This window comes from Curtobacterium sp. MCBD17_019, from assembly GCF_003234555.1.
Taxonomy (GTDB): Bacteria; Actinomycetota; Actinomycetes; order Actinomycetales; family Microbacteriaceae; genus Curtobacterium.
Genome location: NZ_QKTT01000007.1, coordinates 44,863 through 64,639, shown reverse-complemented (window position 1 = coordinate 64,639; position 19,777 = coordinate 44,863). Strand labels below are relative to the sequence as shown.

At 74.0% G+C, this 19,777-nt stretch carries 14 protein-coding genes; 7 read left to right on the top strand and 7 right to left on the bottom strand.

Features of this window, described 5'->3' with window-relative positions:
• Positions 1 to 28 precede the first annotated feature (28 nt).
• Positions 29 to 1,507 carry an aminopeptidase P family protein gene (locus DEI82_RS08440; RefSeq protein ID WP_181435157.1) on the bottom strand — a complete coding sequence of 493 codons (1,479 nt, stop codon included), beginning with the start codon at positions 1,505 to 1,507 and terminating at the stop codon, positions 29 to 31.
• 93 nt (positions 1,508 to 1,600) lie between these two features.
• Here DEI82_RS08440 and DEI82_RS08435 point away from each other — a divergent pair, with 93 nt between their 5' ends.
• Positions 1,601 to 2,476 carry a PHP domain-containing protein gene (locus DEI82_RS08435; RefSeq protein ID WP_111036489.1) on the top strand — a complete coding sequence of 292 codons (876 nt, stop codon included), beginning with the start codon at positions 1,601 to 1,603 and terminating at the stop codon, positions 2,474 to 2,476.
• Positions 2,477 to 2,563: 87 nt separating this feature from the next.
• On the opposite strand, the gene DEI82_RS08430 is transcribed toward DEI82_RS08435, so the two are convergent.
• Positions 2,564 to 4,180: a DEAD/DEAH box helicase gene (locus DEI82_RS08430; RefSeq protein ID WP_111036488.1), complete on the bottom strand. Its 1,617-nt coding sequence runs from the start codon at positions 4,178 to 4,180 to the stop codon at positions 2,564 to 2,566.
• A 119-nt stretch (positions 4,181 to 4,299) separates the two neighbouring features.
• On the opposite strand from DEI82_RS08430, the gene DEI82_RS08425 reads away from it, so the two are divergent.
• Positions 4,300 to 5,013: a ferritin-like domain-containing protein gene (locus DEI82_RS08425; protein WP_258368670.1), complete on the top strand. Its 714-nt coding sequence runs from the start codon at positions 4,300 to 4,302 to the stop codon at positions 5,011 to 5,013.
• A 100-nt stretch (positions 5,014 to 5,113) separates the two neighbouring features.
• Here the strand turns inward: DEI82_RS08425 and DEI82_RS08420 are convergent, their stop codons facing one another.
• Entirely contained in the window at positions 5,114 to 5,416 is a 303-nt protein-coding gene (locus tag DEI82_RS08420) for a hypothetical protein (RefSeq protein WP_111010840.1), read from the bottom strand.
• Between the two features lie 13 nt (positions 5,417 to 5,429).
• A complete protein-coding gene (locus DEI82_RS08415) occupies positions 5,430 to 5,654 on the bottom strand; it encodes a DUF3107 domain-containing protein (RefSeq protein WP_111010909.1) in 225 nt (74 codons plus the stop codon).
• Positions 5,655 to 5,757: 103 nt separating this feature from the next.
• On the opposite strand from DEI82_RS08415, the gene DEI82_RS08410 reads away from it, so the two are divergent.
• Together DEI82_RS08410 and DEI82_RS08405 are read left to right on the top strand one after the other, a co-directional pair.
• A complete protein-coding gene (locus tag DEI82_RS08410) occupies positions 5,758 to 8,961 on the top strand; it encodes a UrvD/REP family ATP-dependent DNA helicase (protein ID WP_111036486.1) in 3,204 nt (1,067 codons plus the stop codon).
• Positions 8,958 to 12,248 (top strand): ATP-dependent DNA helicase, encoded by a 3,291-nt coding sequence (locus DEI82_RS08405; RefSeq protein ID WP_258372013.1) that lies wholly within the window; start codon positions 8,958 to 8,960, stop codon positions 12,246 to 12,248. The genes DEI82_RS08410 and DEI82_RS08405 overlap by 4 nt, the downstream gene beginning before the upstream one ends.
• A 3-nt stretch (positions 12,249 to 12,251) precedes the next feature.
• Here the strand turns inward: DEI82_RS08405 and DEI82_RS08400 are convergent, their stop codons facing one another.
• Positions 12,252 to 13,253, bottom strand: a complete 1,002-nt coding sequence (locus tag DEI82_RS08400; RefSeq protein WP_111010838.1) for a phosphotransferase — start codon at positions 13,251 to 13,253, stop codon at positions 12,252 to 12,254.
• 146 nt (positions 13,254 to 13,399) lie between these two features.
• Here DEI82_RS08400 and nudC point away from each other — a divergent pair, with 146 nt between their 5' ends.
• Together nudC and DEI82_RS08390 are read left to right on the top strand one after the other, a co-directional pair.
• Positions 13,400 to 14,335 (top strand): NAD(+) diphosphatase, encoded by a 936-nt coding sequence (gene nudC, locus DEI82_RS08395; protein WP_111036546.1) that lies wholly within the window; start codon positions 13,400 to 13,402, stop codon positions 14,333 to 14,335.
• An 87-nt stretch (positions 14,336 to 14,422) separates the two neighbouring features.
• Positions 14,423 to 16,138, top strand: coding sequence for an ATP-dependent helicase (locus DEI82_RS08390; RefSeq protein ID WP_111013632.1), 1,716 nt, complete (start codon positions 14,423 to 14,425; stop codon positions 16,136 to 16,138).
• On the opposite strand, the gene DEI82_RS16215 is transcribed toward DEI82_RS08390, so the two are convergent.
• On the bottom strand, positions 16,029 to 16,979 hold the full coding sequence (locus tag DEI82_RS16215; protein ID WP_181435156.1) for a hypothetical protein: 951 nt from the start codon (positions 16,977 to 16,979) through the stop codon (positions 16,029 to 16,031). The two genes, DEI82_RS08390 and DEI82_RS16215, sit on opposite strands and share 110 nt — an antisense overlap.
• Positions 16,980 to 17,060: 81 nt before the next feature.
• Positions 17,061 to 18,422, bottom strand: coding sequence for a zinc-dependent metalloprotease (locus tag DEI82_RS08380; protein ID WP_111036484.1), 1,362 nt, complete (start codon positions 18,420 to 18,422; stop codon positions 17,061 to 17,063).
• A 135-nt stretch (positions 18,423 to 18,557) separates the two neighbouring features.
• On the opposite strand from DEI82_RS08380, the gene DEI82_RS08375 reads away from it, so the two are divergent.
• On the top strand, positions 18,558 to 19,670 hold the full coding sequence (locus DEI82_RS08375) for a PDZ domain-containing protein (RefSeq protein ID WP_111036483.1): 1,113 nt from the start codon (positions 18,558 to 18,560) through the stop codon (positions 19,668 to 19,670).
• Positions 19,671 to 19,777: the final 107 nt, after the last annotated feature.

Genomic DNA, 19,777 nt, shown 5'->3' with positions numbered 1-19,777 from the left:
GCAGCAGGGTACCGGTCGACCTCTGGGCTCAGCGGCTCGCGACCCAGGCCTCGACGTCCGAGGCGGTGCGGGGGATGCCGACGGACAGGTTCTCCGCGCCGTCCTCGGTGACCAGGATGTCGTCCTCGATGCGGACGCCGATGCCGCGGAACTCCTCGGGGACGGTCAGGTCGTCCTCCTGGAAGTACAGGCCCGGCTCGATCGTGAACACCATGCCGGCCTCGACCGTGCCGTCGAGGTAGAGCTCGCGACGGGCCTTCGCGCAGTCGTGCACGTCGAGCCCCAGGTGGTGGCTCGTGCCGTGCACCATGTAGCGGCGGTGGTACTGGGCCTCCGGGCGTAGGGACTCCTCGGCGCTCACCGGGAGGAAGCCCCACTCGGCGGTCCGCTCGGCGATGACGCGCATGGCGGTCGCGTGGACGTCGCGGAAGGTGATGCCCGGGCGCACGATGGCGAACGCGGCGTCCGCGGCTTCGAGCACCGCGTCGTAGACCAGGCGCTGCACCTCCGTGAAGCGTCCGGAGACCGGCAACGTCCGCGTGATGTCGGCTGTGTAGAGGCTCTCGACCTCGACCCCGGCGTCGATGAGGATGAGGTCGCCCGGCGCGACGGCGCCGTCGTTCCGGGTCCAGTGCAGGATGCAGGCGTGGGAGCCCGCCGCGGCGATGGTGTCGTACCCGACGGTGTTGCCGTCCGCCCGGGCGCGACGGTTGAACGTGCCCTCGACGATGCGCTCGCCGCGGGGGTGTGCCAGGACCGTGTCGAAGTCCGCGATGACGTCGTCGAACCCGTGCTTGGTCGCGGTGACGGCACGACGCAGCTCGTTCACCTCGTACGGGTCCTTGACGAGACGCATCTCGCTGAGGTCGCGGGCGAGCACGTCGTCCGTCGCGGGAGTGTCGCTCGTGGCGTCGATGCCGCCCACCGCGACCCCGAGCCGGCCGTCGAGCGCCTCGGTGAACGCGGGGTCGGCGTCACGGACGAGGAGCGCGTCGGTGTCGAGCCGGTCCGCCACGTCGGCGAATGCGCCGAGATCGCGCGTCGCGATGCCGAGGTCCGCCGCGACCGCCTCCAGTGACGGGCGCGGTCCGACCCAGAACTCGCCGATCTCGGGGTTCGCGTAGAACTCCTCGGAGTCCCGGCCCGCACTCGCTCGGAAGTACAGCGTCGCGTCGTGGCCGTCGGCCCTCGGCGTCAGGACGAGGACCGACCCGACGACCGCGTCCGTGCCCCAGCCCGTCAGGTGGGCGAACGCGGAGTGCGGTCGGAACGGGTAGTCGCAGTCGTTCGAGCGCACCTTCGCCTGGCCGGCGGGGACCACGAGGGTCCGGCCCGGGTGCAGCGCCGAGAGCCGTGCCCGGCGCTCCGCAGCGAACGATGCCTGCTCGCGTGCGTCGGGCAGTGCGCGGTCGTGTTCCGCCCAGTTGGACGCGATGTGGTCCTTGAAGGTCGAGGACCCGGGGGTCGTCGATCGGTTGCTCGTCGCGCGGGGAGTCGGCTCGGCCATGCTCACATCATCCCACCATGCGTCGTGCACCGACCCGGGCGCCGTGGGCGTCGATCGCGGGGGCACCGGGGAGTCCACGGCTAGCATGGCCGGGTGCCCGATCCCCTCATCGACCTGCACACGCACTCGAGCGTCTCGGACGGCACCGAGCGGCCTGCCGACCTGGTGCGTGCGGCATCGTCCGCGGGCCTCGACGCGTTGGCGCTGACGGACCACGACACCACGGCCGGGTGGGACGAGGCCATCGCGACGGCCCGGACGCTCCCGATGACGCTCCTGCCCGGGCTCGAACTGAGCACGCGGATCGGCTACCGGAGCGTGCACGTGCTCGGGTACCTCGTCGATCCCACCCACCCCGAACTCGTCGCCGAGACGCAGCGGATCCGCGAGGGCCGCGTCGATCGTGCGATGCGCATGGTCGAGCGGATCGCCCGCGACCACCCGGTGTCGTGGCAGGACGTCATCGCCCAGGCGAGCCCGGGTGCCACGATCGGCCGACCCCACATCGCGGACGCACTCGTGGCCGCCGGGCTCGAGGCCGACCGCAGCGCGGCGTTCCGCGGCATCCTGCACCCCGCCGCGGGCTACTACGAGCCCCACGAGGCGCCGTCGCCGCTGGCCGGCGTCGAGCTCATCCGTGCCGCGGGCGGGGTCCCCGTGATCGCGCACCCGGCGGCGTCGACCCGGGGGATCGTGCTCGACGAGCGAGCGCTCGAGGACCTCGTCGAGGCCGGACTCGGCGGGCTCGAGGTCGACCACCGCGAGAACCTGACGCACGGCAAGCGCGTCCTGCTCGACTGGGCGGACCGCTACGGGCTGTTCGTGACCGGCTCGAGTGACTACCACGGCACCGGCAAGCCGAACCGGCTCGGTGAGCACCGCACCGCCGAGCGCGCGTTCCGGACCATCGTCGCGTCCGCGACCGGTTCCGAACCGGTCGTCGGCGAGGGATCCCGACTCACCGTCTGACGAGCGAAGCGCGTCCGACCGGGAGGCTGGACGCGCGTCGACGGGACCCGTCACGGTGGTCGTCGCCGGACGACCACCGTGTGCGGACTACTCGGCAGCCGGACCGCTCGCCGCGGACGAACTCGCCGCGGACCCCGCGGACTGGCCGCCGGTGGCCGCCGCATCGGCGGCCGTCGACCCGGCCTGACCACTGCCACCACGGCGGCGGCGACGCCGACGCCGCGGCGAGCTGCCCTCGGGACCGGTCGTGCCGGCGGTGGTCTCCGCCGCCTCCGGCTCCGCGCCGACCGCGTCGGAGCCCGCGGCGGGCGCACTCGTCGTGGTCGGGCCTCCCGACCGGGTGCGCGAGCGGGACCCGGACCCGGACCGGCCGCCCTCGGACCGGCCGCCCTCGGACCGGCCGCCCTCGGACCGGCCGCCCTCGGACCGGCCGCCCTCGGACCGGCCGCCCTCGGAGCGGCCGCCCTCGGAGCGGCCGCCCTCGGACCGCTGCTTGGCCGGCGCGGCCGCGTGCGGGGACGAACCGGGCAGACGGCCCTTGGTGCCGGCCGGGATGTCGAGGTCGGTGTACAGGTGCGGACTGGACGAGTAGGTCTCGGTCGGCTCCGGCTGCCCGAAGTCGAGCGCCTTGTTGATGAGCGACCACTTGTGGAGGTCGTCCCAGTCGACGAACGTCACCGCGATGCCGGTCTTGCCCGCGCGGCCGGTCCGCCCGGCCCGGTGCAGGTAGGTGTCCGGGTCGTCCGGGATCGTGTGGTTGATGACGTGGGTCACGTCGTCGACGTCGATGCCGCGCGCTGCCACGTCGGTGGCGATGAGCACGTCCCGCTTGCCGGCCTTGAACGCGGCCATCGCGCGCTCCCGCTGTTCCTGGTTCAGGTCGCCGTGCACCGCCGCGGCGTTGAACCCGCGGTCCTGGAGCTCCTCCATCAGCCGGGCCGCGGCGCGCTTGGTCCGCGTGAAGACGACGGTCTTGCCGCGCCCGTCGGCCTGGAGGATCCGGGCGATCACCTCGTCCTTGTCGAGCGCGTGCGCCCGGTAGATGACGTGCTTGATGTTCGCCTGGGTCAGGCCCTCGTCCGGGTCGGAAGCGCGGATGTGGATCGGCTTCGACATGAACCGCCGGGCCAGCGCCACGATCGGGGCCGGCATGGTCGCCGAGAACAGCATGGTGTGGCGCACCGCCGGGACCGACTGGAAGATGCGCTCGATGTCCGACAGGAACCCGAGGTCGAGCATCTTGTCGGCCTCGTCGAGGACGATCTCCTGCACGTGGCCGAGGTCGAGCACCCGCTGCCGATGGAGGTCGATGAGGCGACCCGGCGTGCCGACGACGATCTGCGCGCCGTCCTTGAGCTGTTCGATCTGGCCCTCGTACGCCTTGCCGCCGTAGATCGCGGCCAGCTTGACCGGACGGTTCGACGCGGCGAGCTCGAGGTCCTCGAACACCTGGACGGCGAGCTCGCGGGTCGGGACCACGACGAGCGCCTTGACGCCCGGCTCGGGGTCGTGCCCGAGCCGTTGGATGAGGGGGAGGCCGAAGCCGAGCGTCTTGCCCGTTCCGGTCTTGGCCTGGCCGATGATGTCCTGGCCGGTGAGTGCGAGCGGGATCGTCTGCTGCTGGATCGGGAAGGGCTCCGTGATGCCCTTGGCCGCGAGCGCGTCGACGATGTCCTGCTCGATGTCGAGATCTGAGAAAGTCAAAGAGTTCAACCCTGTTCGTTGTCGGGGAGTCCGCTCAGTCTACCGTTCTGCGCATTTCCGCAGTTCGGGACGCTGGCGGACTGGGGATGGGGCTCGCGCGCGGCCCCTATGCTGGTCCGGTGGTGTCGTGGTGGAACCGGAGACGCGCGCGTCTCGCGGCGAGCTGGCTGGCGTCGCGGAACCCCCGCGCGGCCGCGTCCGTCGAGCGGCTCCAACTCGACGACGTCTCGCCCGAACTGACCGTCTACCTGGGCCAGGCCGCGTACCTGCAGCTGTCGTTGTACGAGGCCATGGGGCGCGCCGGTGCCTCGGCGCCGACCATGTCGGGGCGCCTCGTCACGGGCGTGCTCGCCACGACCGCGCTCGATCGGCACCGCGCCATCGTGGCCGAGATCGAACGGTCCGGACACGAGCCGGCGGAACTCATGGAGCCCCACCGCGAGGCCATCGACGCGTTCCTCAGACGGACGGCCGGTGCGGACTGGGCGGAGTCGATCCTCACCGGTTACGTGACGGCCGGGATCCTCAACGACCTGTTCGCGAACCTCGCCCGGTCGCTGCCGACGGACGTCCGGAACCGCTTGCGTGGGGTGTTCGACGCACGCGAGGAGCCCGCTGTCGTCGAGGAACTGACGGCGGACATCGCCCGCGACCCGCTCGTGGCCTCGCGCCTCGCCATGTGGGGGCGGCGCCTCGTCGGTGACACGCTGCTCGTGGCGCGGTCGGCGCTCGCCTCGCACGCCCGTGAGGACGAGGAGCGCCTCGAGCCGGTGTTCACCGAGCTCATCGCGGCCCACACGCGGCGGATGGACGCCCTCGGGTTGACCGCCTGAGCCGAACCGGGTGACCGGACCCGGTGCGGATCCCGGACCCGGTCCGGGTCTCCGCCCCGGACCGTGTGCTCCCGGCCGCCCGGGCCTCCCGGCCGATGCGTCAGGAAGCGGTACCGACGGTGCGGAGGCGCTCGAAGAACGCGGCGTCCGCGCGCTCCCGCCGGCGCCCGACCGACCACGCCGTCACCAGCGCGACGACGCCGGCGACCACGAGCGTGACCACCCAGATCCAGGGTTCGCCGTACGACCACCCGGCCCAGGTGAGGGCCTCCCACAGCACGGCCGCGACGGCCCCGCCCACGGCGGGGGCGAGGAACACGCCCCGCGTCACGTGCCACGGCACGACGATCTGCGCGAACAGGCCGGTCAGGATCCCGCCGAGCACGGCGAAGAGGAGTTCCATGTGGACCGAGGGGTCAGGCGACGAAACCGATGCGGCGCGACTCCTCGGAGCCGACCTCGACGTACGCGAGGGACGCGACCGGGACGATGAACCGTCGGCCCTTGTCGTCCTGGAGCGACAGGTGCGTGGCGCCCGAGGAGAGCGCGGCCGACACGGCCTGCTCGATGTCGGCGGCCGTCTGCTTGGTCTCGAAGGCGATCTCACGCGGGCTGTTGGTGATGCCGATCTTGATGTCCACGAGCACAGCGTATCCGAGGGCCCAGGGGCGGGCTCCGGCGTTCACCCACAGCGCACATGCGCGCCGTCCCGGTGGTGTCGGCGGCCCTCGGTAGCGTGACGGCGTGCCGACCGCGACCTCGACGACCAGTGCGCCCCGCCGTGCCGTCCTGCGCGACGCCGGGCTGACCGGCCGCGGGCGGGCGGGTGCCGCGGTGGTCGTCGCTCCGGTCCTCCTGGACCCCGCGCAACGGTCCGTGCTCGCGCTGCCGCACGACACGTGCGCCGCCGTGATCGGTGCGCCGGGCACGGGCAAGACCACGGTGCTCGCGCAGCTCGTCGCCCACCTGCTGTCCGAGCCCGGGGGCGTCAGCGCCGACGGGTACACGAGCGTCCTGACCCTGACGTCGTCGCGTCCGGCCGCCACCGCCCTGCGGGACCGCCTGGCGGCGGCCGCGGACCGCGTGGTGCCCGGCGCGCTCGCCCGGACCGTGAACTCGCTCGCCTTCCAGGTCGTCACGCACGCCGCAGCGCTCGTCGGGCAGGAGGCCCCGACGTTGCTGACCGGTGGGGAACAGGACGCGGTCCTCGCCGACCTCATCGCCGGGCACGCCGTCGACGGCACCGGCCCGGCCTGGCCCGATCCGATCACCCCTGCCGTCCGCGAACGTGCCGGCTTCCGGACCGCGCTGCGCGACGTCATGATGCGCACGGTTGCCGCCGGCATCGAGCCCGACGACATGCGCGAACTCGCAGGCGACCACGGGCGCCCGGAGTGGGCGGCCGTCGGGGACCTCGTCGACGAGTACCGCGCGGCGGTCACGGCGTACCGCGAGACCGCGCTCGACGCGGCGGAACTCGTGGCGTTCGCCACCGCGGCCGTGGCGCGGGGCGAGGTGCCGTCCGCGGTCGCCGCGCTCCGCCACGTCCTCGTCGACGACGCCCAGGAACTCGTGGAGGGCGAGGTCGCGTTCCTCGGTGCGCTCGCCCGACGGGGCGTGCGGATCGTCGCCTTCGGCGATCCGGACATCGCCTCGAGCGCGTTCCGCGGCGCCGAGCCCGACGTGCTCGGTCGCCTGGCGGTCCGGCTCGGCGTGCCGGCCGTGCACGAGGTCGTGCTCGACACCGTCCACCGACACCCACCCGCGATCCGGGCGCTCGTGAGCGCCGTCACCGCCCGGATCGGTGCGGCGGCCGCGGGGCGGCAGCGGGTGGCGGCAGCCGCGGGTGCGGACGACCGGGCCGACGCCGTGGTGCACCTGGAGGCCCCGAGCCGCGCCGGCCTCGTGGCCGCCGTCGCCCGTCGGTTGCGGGAACACCACCTGTTCGACGGCGTGCCGTGGGAGCGCATGGTCGTCGTCACGCGGAGCGGGGCAGCCGTGCCGGACCTCGTCCGCGCCCTGGCCGTTGCCGAGGTCCCCGCCACCGCCGCGAGTGCTCCGGCGCGCCCGCGGGACGACGTCGCCGCTCGGGCGCTCATCGACGCGGCGGCGGTCGCCCTCGGGGTCCGCGCGCTCGACCCCGCCCTCGCCACCGCGTTCGTGTCCGGGCCGCTGGGCGGCCTCGACGCCCTCGCGGTACGGCGGCTGCGGCTCGCCCTGCGCCGCGAGGAGCTCGCCGCCGGGGGCACGCGCCCGGCGGACGACCTGCTGGTCGAGGCGCTCTCCGGCCCGGACCGCTTCACGACGATCGACGCGGGCTTCGCGCGCCGAGCCGGGCGCCTCGCGGCGAGCCTCGAGCGGGCGCGCCGCGATGCCGCCGGGGGCGCCAGCATCGAGGAACTGCTCTGGGGGCTGTGGGAGCGCAGCGGACTCGCCCGCACGTGGGGCGGGCAGTCGGCCGCCGGTGGTGTCGGCGCGGCCGAGGCGGACCGGCATCTCGACGCGGTGGTCGGTCTGTTCACGGCGGCGAAGCGGTTCGTCGAACGCACACCGGACGCCCCGGCGCGTGTGTTCGTGGACGACCTGCTCGGCGCCGACCTGCCCGAGGACACGATCGGACCCGACCGGACCGCCGGCCGGGTCCGCGTGGTGACGCCGCTCGCGACCATCGGGGTGGAGTGCGACGTCGTGGTGGTGCTCGGACTCCAGGACGGCGTGTGGCCGAACACCCGCGTCCGTGGCAGCCTGCTCGACCCCGACGGCCTCGTCCGGGCCGCCGCCGGGATCGAGCGCACACCGACCGACGAGCGCGCCGCCGTGGTCGCCGACGAGCTGCGGCTGTTCGCCAGGGCGGTGTCCCGGGCGACGACACAGGTGGTGCTCGGCAGCATCGCCAACGACGACGAGGCTCCGAGCCCTTTCCTCCGGCTCGTCCCGGCGCCACCCGACCGCACGCCGAACTCCCACCCGCTCTCGCTCCGGGGCATGGCCGGGTCCCTGCGCCGACGGGTCGTGACCACCGGCGATGCGGAAGCCGCGTCGGCCCTGGCACGCCTGGCGGCTGAGGGCGTACCCGGGGCCGATCCGGACGAGTGGTACGGCATCGCCGAGCCGAGCACCGACCGACCCCTCGTCGACCTGACGGCGGAACCGGTGGTGCCGGAGGACGGCGGGGTGGCCGTGCCCCCGACCGTCGCCGTGTCGCCGTCGCGCATCGGGACCTTCGAGGAGTGCCCGCTGCACTGGTTCGCCCAGTCCTTCGGCGGTGGCGCACCGAGCCCGGCCATGGGCATCGGGACGATCGTCCACGACGCCATGGAGCACGCGACCGACGTCGACGTCGAGTCGCTCTGGCGCCGCGTCGAGGACCGGTGGTCCGAGCTCGTGTTCGAGTCCGACTGGATCGCCGAGCGGGAACGCGCTCGGACGCGGCGGATGATCGAGGGTCTCAGCGACTACCTCCGCACGGCTGCCGCCGCCGACCGACGCGTCCTCGGTGCCGAGGCGTCGTTCGTGCTGGTGACCGGCCCCGCTCGCCTCCGCGGCAGCATCGACCGGATCGAGGAAGCGCCCGACGGCACCGTCAGCGTCGTCGACCTGAAGACGGGGACGACGATGCCGGGCAAGTCCGCCATGCCGGAGCACGCACAGCTGGGTGCGTACCAGCTCGCGCTCGCCGACGGGGCGGTGGAGGGCCTCCCGGCCGACGTCCCCGTGTCGGACGCACGGCTCGTGTTCGTCGCGAGCGGGCAGGGCGGGCACGCGTTCACGGAACGGATCCAGCCCGCGTTCGACGACGACGCCCGCGCGTCCTACCGGCAGCGCCTGCACACGGTCGCCGAGGGCATGGCCGGACGCGTGTTCGTCGCCCACGTCGACGACCACTGCGAGCGCGCCCGGACCGGTGTCGAGTGCCGGATCCACGTCGTCGGGGAGGTCACCTGGTGACGGGCGCCCCCGCCGCGGAGCAGGACCGGCACGCCGAGGTCGCGCCGACGGCATCGGCGGACGCGGCGGCCCCGTCGGCTGCGATGCACGCGGCAGCCCGCCCCGCGGCGCGGTACTCGGCGGACGCGATCGCCGACGCCCTCGGGCGGCCTCGCCCCACCGACCAGCAGCGCGCCGTGATCGAGTCGCCGCTCGCGCCGGCGCTCGTCGTGGCGGGCGCGGGGAGCGGGAAGACCGAGACCATGGCCTCCCGGGTCGTGTGGCTGCTCGCGAACGGCGCGGTGCGCCCGGACGAGGTGCTCGGCCTGACCTTCACCCGCAAAGCCGCCGGTGAGCTCGGCGTGCGGATCAACGACCGGATCGCCGCGCTCGAGGGCGCCGGGCTGATCGAGCCCGCCGACGCCTTCGAGGCCCCGACGGTCTCCACCTACAACGCCTTCGCGAACGCGGTGTTCCGCGAGAACGCCCTGCTCGTCGGGCGTGACGGCGAGTCGCAGGTCCTCACGGAGCCGTCGGCCTGGCAGCTCGCGCGACGCGTCGTGGTCGCCGCGCAGGACGACCGCCTGGCGGGTCTGGGCCGGAACGTCGACACCGTCACCGCGGCGCTCGTCGCCCTCAACGGCGCGATGAGCGAGCACCTGGTCGACCCGGACCGGCTCCGTCGCTTCGCGGAGCAGTTCACCGCGCTGCTCGAGCTCCCCGCCACCCGGGGCAAGCCGTCGGCCGCGCTGGTCGGGACGGTGCCGGCCGTCGGCGGACTCGCGCCGCTGGTGGACCTGGTGGAGACGTTCCGACGCCAGAAGACCGAGCGGGGCTTCGTCGAGTTCTCCGACCAGATCGCCCTCGCCCTCGCCGCGGCCGAGGCGGCACCGCGCGTCGCGGACGACCTGCGCGCCCGCTACCGGGTCGTGCTCCTGGACGAGTACCAGGACACGTCGGTCGTCCAGACCCGGTTCCTCGCGCGGCTGTTCCGCGGGCACCCCGTCATGGCCGTGGGTGACCCACACCAGTCCATCTACGGGTTCCGCGGGGCGAGCGCGGCCAACCTCGCACGGTTCCCCCGGAACTTCGGCGCGGACGACCCGTCGCCCAGGACGTACGCGCTCTCGACGAGCTGGCGGAACCCCGTGTCGGTGCTCGTCGGGGCGAACGCCCTCGTGGCGCCGCTCACCGAGGCCGCGCGCGTCCGCGTCGAGGAACTGCGCCCCCGACCGGGTGCGGAGGTCGGCACGGTCGAGGCACGGTTCCCCGAGACCCTGCCGGAGGAAGCCGCTGCGGTCGCTGACTGGTTCGCCGCCCGGCGGGCGGCGCGACCCGGCACGTCGATGGCACTGCTGCTCCGGGCCCGGAAGGACCTCGTGGCCTTCACCGCGGCGCTGGGCCACCGCGAGGTGCCCTACCGCGTGCTCGGCACCGGCGGCCTGCTCCAGCGGCCGGAGATCGTCGACCTCGTGGCCTGCCTGCGGGTGCTGCACGACCCGTCCGCCGGCAACGAGCTCATCCGCCTGCTCACGGGCGCACGCTGGCGCATCGGTCCCGCCGACGTCGTCGCCCTGCAGCGCGTCGGCCGGTGGCTGTTCGAGCGCGACCACACGCACGCGCGTCTCGACCCCGCGGTCGCGGACGCGTTCCGGGGCTCGGTCGCGGCGGGCGAGCACGGGTCGCTCGTCGACGCCCTCGACTTCGTCGCGACCGCACCCGACGAGCACGGGGCGACCGCCGACATCAGCGCCGAGGGGCGACTCCGGATGCGGGCGCTCGGTGCCGCCCTCTCGGCGCTCCGCGCCCGCGCCGGCGGTGACCTGGTCGACTTCGTCACGCTCGTGGTGCAGGAGATGCGGCTCGACGTCGAGGTCGCGGCGCACGAGCAGGGTGCGTCCGACCATCTCGACGCCTTCCTCGACGAACTCGCCGGGTTCGTGGCGACGGACGACCGAGCCGACCTCGGCTCGTTCATCGGCTGGCTCGACGCCGCCGCGCGCCGCGACGACATGGGGCCGCGGAGCGAGGAGCCGGAACCCGGCACCGTCCAGATCCTGACCATCCACGGGGCGAAGGGGCTCGAGTGGGACGCCGTCGCGGTCCCGCGGATGGTGGAGGGCGCGCTGCCGGCCCGTCCGCAGGAGGGCTCGACCGGCTGGCTCGGCTTCGGGCGGCTGCCGTACGAGTTCCGCGGCGACGCCGACGAGCTCCCGCATCTCGCCTGGCGGGGTGCCGAGACCCAGAAGGCGGTCGCGGACGCGATCGCGACCTTCAAGGAGGCCGTCGGGCGCAGCAACCTCGACGAGGAGCGCCGGCTCACCTACGTGGCGCTGACCCGCGCACGGCAGGCGCTGCTCGTGACCGGCTCGTACTGGGGGACCGGCGTGCGCCCGACGGAGCCGAGTCGCTACCTCGCCGACCTCGTCGCCGCCGGTGTCGTGGATCCGGACGCGATCCCGGCGGGGACCGAGTTCGACGAGAACCCGCTCGCCGACTCCGGCGCGACCATGCCGTGGCCCCACCTGCCGTTCGGCGAACGGGGCGCGCGTGTCCTGGCGGCCGCCGACCGGGTGCGGGCAGCGCACCCGGGTGCCGCCGGACGGTACGCGGCCGACCTCGACCTCCTGCTCGCCGAGCGACGCGCCGCTCACCGCGACCGTCACGTCGTGACCGTGCCCCACCGGATCCCGGCCTCGGGGTTCAAGGACTACCTGACCGAACCCGCCGCGGTCGCGGAGCGGCTCCGTCGCCCGATGCCGGAGCGGCCCTACCGGGCGACCCGCCTCGGGACCCTGTTCCACCAGTGGGTCGAGCGCCGGGCCCGGCCGTCGGGGTCGCTCGAGACCCTCGACGCCTGGGACGGCGAGCTCGACGCCGACGTCGACGAGCACGTCGGCACGGCCGCTGCCCCGTCCGACGACGACGCCCGGCGGCTCGCCGAGTTCCAGGCCACGTTCGCACGGTCCCGCTGGGCCGACCGCACCCCGGTCGAGGTGGAGCGCGAGATCCACATCCCGTTCCTGGGGCACAGCGTCGTGTGCAAGCTCGACGCCGTGTACGAGATCGACGGGCGGATCGAGATCGTCGACTGGAAGACGGGGCGCGCGCCGTCCGGGGCCGAGGACCTGGAGCGGCGGCAGCTCCAACTCGCGCTCTACCGCGTGGCGTACGCGGAGTTCACCGGACGGCCGGTCGAGGACGTCGACGCGGTCTTCTACTTCGTCGCGGACGACCTCGAGGTGCGTCCAGCGGAACTGCTCGACCGAGCCGGTCTGGAGCGCGCGTGGGTGCGTGCGATCGGCTGATCGTCAGGCGTGCCGACGCTCCGTCGACGACAGCAGCTGCTCCACCTCGGTGATCTCCATCGTGTCCGGCGACGCGGCCTGGAGCGGCTGGGCGAGGGGCGAGTGCACCACGTCGACGAGGCGGTGCATCATCGCGACCGCGTCGTCCACGACCTCGGTGCTCTTCACCTGGACGCCGTGCAGGAGCCACTGGGCGGTCTCGAGCTCGTGGTAGAGCCGCGCCCGTTGCGGCACCTGCCGGTCCCGGGCGCCGCCGCCGGCCGTGTAGGCGTGCATGACCGTCTCGAAGGCGGACGCGTTCCGTGCGCTGAGGACCCAGGCGAGATCTCGTGCCGGGTCGCCCAGCCGCAGCTCGCCCCAGCCGAGGACGCCGCTGACGTGGTCGCCCACGACGAGCACCCGATCCGCGGCGAGACCGCCGTGCACCACCGTCGGGGTGAACTGCCACAGCTGTTGGTCGCGCGCGGCGCCCTCCCACCGTTCCGTGAGCGCCGCCGGCACGAGCCCGGTGGCGACGGCCCGGTCCATCACCGACACCGCCGAGCGGAGGATCTCGAACGGTGTCAGCGACGGCAGTCCCGCATCCGTCACGAAGCTCGTGGGGAGCGCGTGGACCGCGGCGATCGCGCCGCCCAGCGCGGTCGCGAGATCGGGTCGCTCGACGAGCGCACCGAGGTCGACGTGCGTGCCGTCCACGTAGGTGGTCACGATCGCACGGGTCTGGCCGATGGGCGCCTGTCCGCGGTACTCCGGCACCGCGAACGGGAGGCGCGTCCGGATCCCGGTGCTCAGCGCACGGATGGCGACGAGGTCGGCCGACTGGCGCCCCTCGGCTCGCTGGCTGCGTGGACGTCGGATGACGAGCTGCTCGCCCTCGGCGTCACGGAGGACCGCCGAGTCGTAGTCCCCGGCCTGCGCGGAACCGAGCGTCCGGGTGCCGGTGACCACGAGCCCCGGAACGGCCGTGGTGGCCAACGCCGCTAGAGTGAAGTGGGAACCCGCCATGTCCTCAAGGGTAGGTCGGTGCCCTGGTGTCGAACCGACGCCACGCTGTCTCCCGGACGATCATCGCCGCGCACTCGAGCGGCGGTCCCGCCTGGCGTCCCACCGTCTCGGCGTCCGCCCGGGCGCATCGCAGAGAGGACCGCATCGTGTCGCAGGAGTTCGTCGATCGTCTGCCGCTCGCCCGGAACGAGCTCGACCGCGACGGCGAGTACCGGGAGACACCGGACCTCGAGCGGCTGCTCCGAGCCGACCGCGAGACGCGGTTCCTGCCCGTCCGCCGCGCCGCGTTGCTGCGGGAGCCGGACGGTGTCCTGCGGTTCGTCGACGCGGCCGCGATCCCCGAGGGCACCACGCTGCTGTACCTGGGGCGCGCGCTCGCGGACGCCCCGGACGCACCGCGCGGTACCCGGTTCGTCGCGGCCTTCGTCGACGACGCCACTGCCGCCGCCATCGAGCCGGACGACACGGCGTGGGAGAACCTCCGGATGTTCGGCACCGAGCTCTCGGCCCGTGACTCCGGCATCGCGGTCGAGGCCGTGGCCATGGCGAACTGGCACGCGGTGCACGGGTTCTCGCCGAGGACCGGCAGCGCCACGACGACCGAGCGTGGCGGGTGGGTGCGGCGCGACCCGGCGGGCCATGAGCACTTCCCCCGGACGGACCCGGCGATCATCGTGGGGGTCACCGACGGCGAGGACCGCCTGCTGCTCGGCTCGAACGCCGCCTGGGAGCCCGGCCGGTACTCGCTCCTCGCGGGCTTCGTCGAACCGGGCGAGAGCCTCGAGGACGCCGTGCGCCGCGAGGTCTTCGAGGAGTCGGGCGTCCACGTTGAGGACCCGGTCTACCTCGGATCCCAGCCGTGGCCGTTCCCCGCGTCGCTCATGCTCGGGTTCCGCGCTCGCGCCGTGGGCGGGGACGCCTCGACGATCCGGCCCGACGGTGTCGAGATCATGGACGTCCGCTGGTTCTCGCGTGCGGACCTCGCGGCGGTCGCCGGACGCTCGGTCCACCTGCCCGGTCGGACCTCGATCGCTCGCGCCATCATCGAGGACTGGTACGGAGCCGAACTCGACGTCCCCTGACGTCGATCGGCCCGGCGTCCCGGCGTCCCGGCGTCCTGGTGTCCCGCTGACGAGCCGGACCGAACCGCACGAGAGGGGAGATCGCCCATGGACCCCGAACGCCTGCTCGAGGCGCTCGACCCGGAGCAACGGACCGTCGCACGGCGCCTGCTCGGACCGGTGGCCGTCCTGGCGGGTGCCGGGACCGGCAAGACCCGTGCGATCACACACCGCATCGCGTACGGCGTGGCGACGGGGACGTACGCGCCGAGCCACGTGCTCGCGCTGACCTTCACGACCCGCGCGGCCGGCGAGCTCCGCGCGCGCCTCCGAGCACTCGGCGCCGGTCAGGTCGCGGCCCGCACCTTCCACGCGGCCGCCATGTCCCAGCTGAGCTACTTCTGGCCCGACACCATCGGGGGTCCGGCGCCGCGCATCGTCGAGTCGAAGGGCCGCCTCATCGCGCACGCGGCCGACACGATCGGCATGGGTGTGGACACCGCTGCCCTCCGCGACCTGGCCGCCGAGGTCGAGTGGCGGAAGGTGCAACGCCTGACGCTCGAGGAGTACGAGGCCGCCGCGGCCGATCGCGCGATCCCGACCGGGACGACGCCGCGCCGGGTCGTCGACCTCATGCGTGCGTACGAGGACCTCAAGGACGATCGTCGGCAGCTCGACTTCGAGGACGTCCTGCTCGCGACGCTCGGCATGGTCGAGTCGGAACCGCGGGTCGCGTCGTACGTCCGGCAGCAGTACCGCTTCTTCGTCGTCGACGAGTACCAGGACGTCTCTCCGGTGCAGCACGACCTGCTCCGAGCGTGGCTCGGTGACCGCGACGACGTGTGCGTCGTCGGGGACGCCTCGCAGACGATCTACTCGTTCGCGGGTGCGTCGAGCCGGTACCTCCTCGGTTTCGGCACCGACTTCCCCCGCGCCTCGGTCGTCCGCCTCGAGCGGAACTACCGGTCGACGACCGAGGTCGTCCACGTCGCGAACACGCTCATGCGCGGGCAGCCGGGGGCGCTCGACCTGGAGGCCCGCACGGACGAGCCGGGGCACCCACCGGAGGTCGTCCCGGTCGCCGACGACGCGGCCGAGGCGCGCGAGGTCGCCCGCCGCGTCGCCGATCGCATCGCCGGCGGGGCGCGGCCGTCGGAGTGCGCCGTGCTGTTCCGCATCGGAGCGCAGTCCGCGGCGCTCGAGGCGGCACTCGGGCGCGCGGGTGTCCCGACGCGCGTGCAGGGCGGCCCACGGTTCTTCGACCGGCCGGAGGTGCGCCAGGCCGTGCTGCTCCTCCGGGGTGCGGCGATGAGCATCACGGACGAGCCGGTGACGAAGACCGTGTCCGACGTCCTGCGGTCCCTCGGCTGGGCCGCGTCGCCGCCCGATGCCGCCGGTGCGGGGGCGGTGCGCGACCGGTGGGAGGCGCTCCAGGCGATCATGGGCCTCGCTGAGCAGGCCGCGCCCGGCACCACCCTCCAGCGCTTCGCGGCGGACCTCGTCGACCGCGAGGCGACCCATCACGAACCCGAGGTCGAGGCCGTCACGCTCTCCACCCTCCACTCGGCGAAGGGGCTCGAGTGGCCGCACGTGACGATCGTCGGGGCGTCGGAGGGCCTCTTGCCGATCTCGTACGCGACGACGGACGCCGAGGTCGACGAGGAGCGCCGCCTGTTCTACGTCGGGGTCACGCGGGCGCGGGCCTCGTTGACGGTCACGTGGGCGCGGCGGGGATCGGGGCGCGGAGGAGACCGTCAGCCGAGTCGTTTCCTGGCAGCGCTCGGCACGCGCACCGTGGATGCGGCAGCAGCGTCCGGCTCGTGACCGCGAGCGTCTCGCGGTCGACGAACACCTGCACGCCAGCCGCGTGACCGGTGGTGGTGGCGTCCCGGTCAGCGGACGCGTCGCCGTCGCCGTCGCCGACGCCCTCGCCGTCGGTGACCGAGGTCGTGATCGGTCCGGCGCCCGTCCTGGTGCCCAGCCGGTCGAGCGCCAGGCGGCACGCGATCGCGGCCACCGCTGCCGCGCGGTGGGGTGACAGCGGCGCGGCGCGTCGCCCCCACAGTTGTGTCGCGAGCGTGGGCCAGTGATCGTCCTCGTCCACCCGCGCGAGCTCGACGCAGTGCAGGCACGGACCGCGGTCCGGCTCGACGACGGGGCCGACCCGGACGCGCCCGTCGCCGACGACGACGGTGAGCTGCGGGAGGTCGCGGAGCAGCCACGCCGACCGCAGGGCGGGATCGAGGACGTGGTCCGCGACCGCCAGAGCCAGGTCGGCCTCCGGGGTCGCCGGTCCACGCGGTTCCCCCGCTGGAGGATCGGGCTGGGCCACCGTCACGCCCTCGCCGCGCAGGTGCCCCTGCAACAGGTCGACGACCGGCCCGGATCCGTGGAGTTCGACGCACCGTCGGCGTGCGACCGGCCGGTCGACCAGTACGGGCGCGACCGCCGCGAGCACGCCGGCCGCCGCGGCCGGGCCGCACCGGGCCTGGGCGGCGAGAGCGGGAAGGGCCTCACGGCTCGTCTCACGCCGGAGGGACGTCAGGAAGCGCTCCTCCGCCACGGAGGCGACGGGGACCACAGCCCGTGGCGGATCCACCCCGATCTGCACCGTGTGCAGGTCGCGCCAGACGAACTCGAGCGACGGATCGATGCGGATGCCCATGTCCGGCAGTCTCGCCGGTCCGGGGCGGACGGTTCCCGGACCTCCCGTCAGTTGTGGAGAACCGGGACCTGTGGACGAGCGCTAGTCGTCGTCGCGCGCCGTGCCGTCCGGCGACTCGTGCGGACGGTCGTCCGTCGTGTCGTTGAGCAGGTCCTCGAGCGCGCGGTCGATGTCGTCGGAGGCCGTGCCCGGGTCCCGCAGCCGCGCGACGAGCGCGTCGGGGTCGTCGATGTCCGCGGACGTCGGGACGAGGTCCGGGTGCGACCAGAGCGCGTCGCGCTGCTCCGGGCCCAGCTCGTCGACGACCCGCTGCCACATCGCCGCGGCCTCGCGTAGCCGCCGCGGCCGGAGTTCGAGACCGACCAGCGTGGCGAACGCGGACTCCGCGGGACCGCCCGCGGCGCGACGTCGACGCACCATCTCGGCGATGGCGGCCGACCGGGGCAGGCGCGTGGTCGCCGCCGCGGTGACGACGTCGACCCAGCCTTCGATCAGCGCGAGCATGGTCTCGAGTCGCGCGAGCGCCTGGTCCTGCTCGGGCGTCCGCGGGGGGATGAGGGCGCCGCTCGACAGGGCGTCGCGCAGCTCCTCGGCGTTCGAGGGGTCGAAGCCGCTCGCGAGTTCCTCGATCGCGGAGGTGTCGACGTGGATGCCACGTGCGAACTCGGTGATCGAGGAGATGAGGTGGAGGCGCAGCCACCGCGCCGAGCGGAACAGGCGCGCGTGCGCGAGCTCGCGGACCGCCAGGTAGATCCGGACCTCGTCGACGGGGACGTCGAGGCCCTCGGCGAAGGCGGCGACGTTCTGCGGCACCAGGGCGGCCTGCTGGTCGTCGAGGAGCGGGACCCCGACGTCGCCGCCGGACACGACCTCGGTCGCGAGCTGCCCGACGACCTGTCCGAGCTGCACCGCGAACAGGGCGCCGCCGACGCTCCGCATGATGCGACCGGCACCGCTGAGCATGCTCCGGAGCTCCTCGGGCGCCTGCTGGTCGATGACCTCGGTGAGGGCGTCGGCGATGCTCGTCGCGACGGGCTCGGCGATCTGGCTCCAGACCGGCATCGTCGCGGACGCCCACTGCTCGCGCGTCATGAGGCGCGGCGCCGCGGTGAGCTCGGCGACCGAGGTGACGTCGTCCAGCCACAGTGCGGCGACCTGGAACGCCTGCGTCAACGCGGCGCTCGTCGCCGGGTCGACGCCCTGGCCGCCCTCGCGAGCGATCGCGACCGCGCGCTCCGTGGCAGCCGAGAAGTCGATGCCGTCGCCGCCGCCCCGGACGGCGTCCTGCAACTGCCCCATCAGCCGGGCGACGAAGGCCGGGTCGTTCGGGAGCCCCGCGGCGCCCGCGAGCTGGGACGGATCGATGTCGGCACCGCCGGAGAGGAGGCGGCGCAGCATCTCCTGGAACTCGTCGTCCGGTTGCCGCTGCGGATCATCAGCCATGCGCACTACGCTAACCGCTGCCCTGCACCCGGACCTGGGACGTGCCCCTCGGACGCCCGTTCGCGCTGCGCCGTGGGCGAACACGCGCTCCCGTGACCGGGACGCGCGGAGCACCGGCCCGTCGGAAGGACCTCGTTGACCCTCTTCGCCCCGGCTCCTGCCCGCCCGCGTTCCCGCGCTCGCACCGTCGGCTGGGTGCTCGTCGTCGCCGCGGTCGTCCTCGCCCTCCTCGCCACCGTGCTGCCGAGCCCGTACGTCATCGAACTGCCGGGCCCGGTGTTCAACACCATCGGCACGCAACAGCAGGGCACCGCGGCGAAGCCGAAGCGGGTGCAGCTCATCCAGGTGTCGGGACACCCGACCTACCCCACGGCGGGCGCGCTCGACATGCTCACCGTGAGCGTCGAGGGCACCCAGACCGAACGCCCGTCGTGGCTCAGCGTCATCCGTGCGCTGTTCACGAAGTCCGAGGCCGTCGTCCCCGCCGAGGCGATCTACCCGACCGGCGAGACGACCGAGCAGGTGAACCAGCAGGACGCCGCTGACATGGCGGACTCCCAGCAGGCGGCGGTCGCGGCGGCCCTCGTCCACCAGGGGTTCACGGTCGGCTCCACGCTCACCGTCTCGGCGGTCGAACCCCGGTCGGCGGCCGACGGCGTCCTGCGCGAGGGCGACGTCATCGAGTCGATCAACGGGAGGTCGTTGACGCACGACAGCGACGCCAGCACCCTCCGCGCGCGCGTGACCGCGAACGGCGCCGGGACGGCCGCCACCCTCGTGGTCCGTCGCGACGGCGCCACCCGGACCGTCTCGATCACACCGAAGGCCTCCGACGGTGCGGTGCTCCTGGGCATCGGCGTCAGCCAGCACTACGACTTCCCGTTCTCGGTGAAGATCCGCCTGCAGGACGTCGGTGGCCCGAGCGCCGGCATGATGTTCGCGCTCGGGACCATCGACAAGCTGACGCCCGGGCACCTCAACGGCGGAGCCCACGTGGCCGGGACGGGCACGATCGACGTCGACGGCGACGTCGGTGCCATCGGCGGGATCCGGCAGAAGCTCTACGGTGCGCGCTCGGCGGGCGCGACGGTGTTCCTGGCCCCGGAGAGCAACTGCGACGAGGTCGCCGGACACGTCCCCGACGGGCTCGACGTCTACGCGGTGTCGACGCTCCGGCAGGCCGTGCACGACCTGTCCGTCGTCCGGAGCGGCGCGAGCACCGCCCACCTGGCGCGCTGCGGATCCTGACCGGGGTCTGCCGCCGTCCATGGCACGCCGGGGCGGCTCCGGGCGGTTCCACCGACGCTCCACAGCCTGCGCTCCGCCCAGCGTGATCGTCAGCCCGAACCCATAGG

Bases quoted from the DNA above. Each gene is read 5' to 3' on its own strand.
- DEI82_RS08400 (WP_111010838.1), bottom strand. From the start codon at position 13,253: ATGGCGGGTTCCCACTTCACTCTAGCGGCGTTGGCCACCACGGCCGTT.
- DEI82_RS08390 (WP_111013632.1), top strand. From the start codon at position 14,423: ATGGACCCCGAACGCCTGCTCGAGGCGCTCGACCCGGAGCAACGGACC.
- DEI82_RS08380 (WP_111036484.1), bottom strand. From the start codon at position 18,422: ATGGCTGATGATCCGCAGCGGCAACCGGACGACGAGTTCCAGGAGATG.
- DEI82_RS08440 (WP_181435157.1), bottom strand. From the start codon at position 1,507: ATGGCCGAGCCGACTCCCCGCGCGACGAGCAACCGATCGACGACCCCC.
- DEI82_RS08420 (WP_111010840.1), bottom strand. From the start codon at position 5,416: ATGGAACTCCTCTTCGCCGTGCTCGGCGGGATCCTGACCGGCCTGTTC.
- DEI82_RS16215 (WP_181435156.1), bottom strand. From the start codon at position 16,979: ATGGGCATCCGCATCGATCCGTCGCTCGAGTTCGTCTGGCGCGACCTG.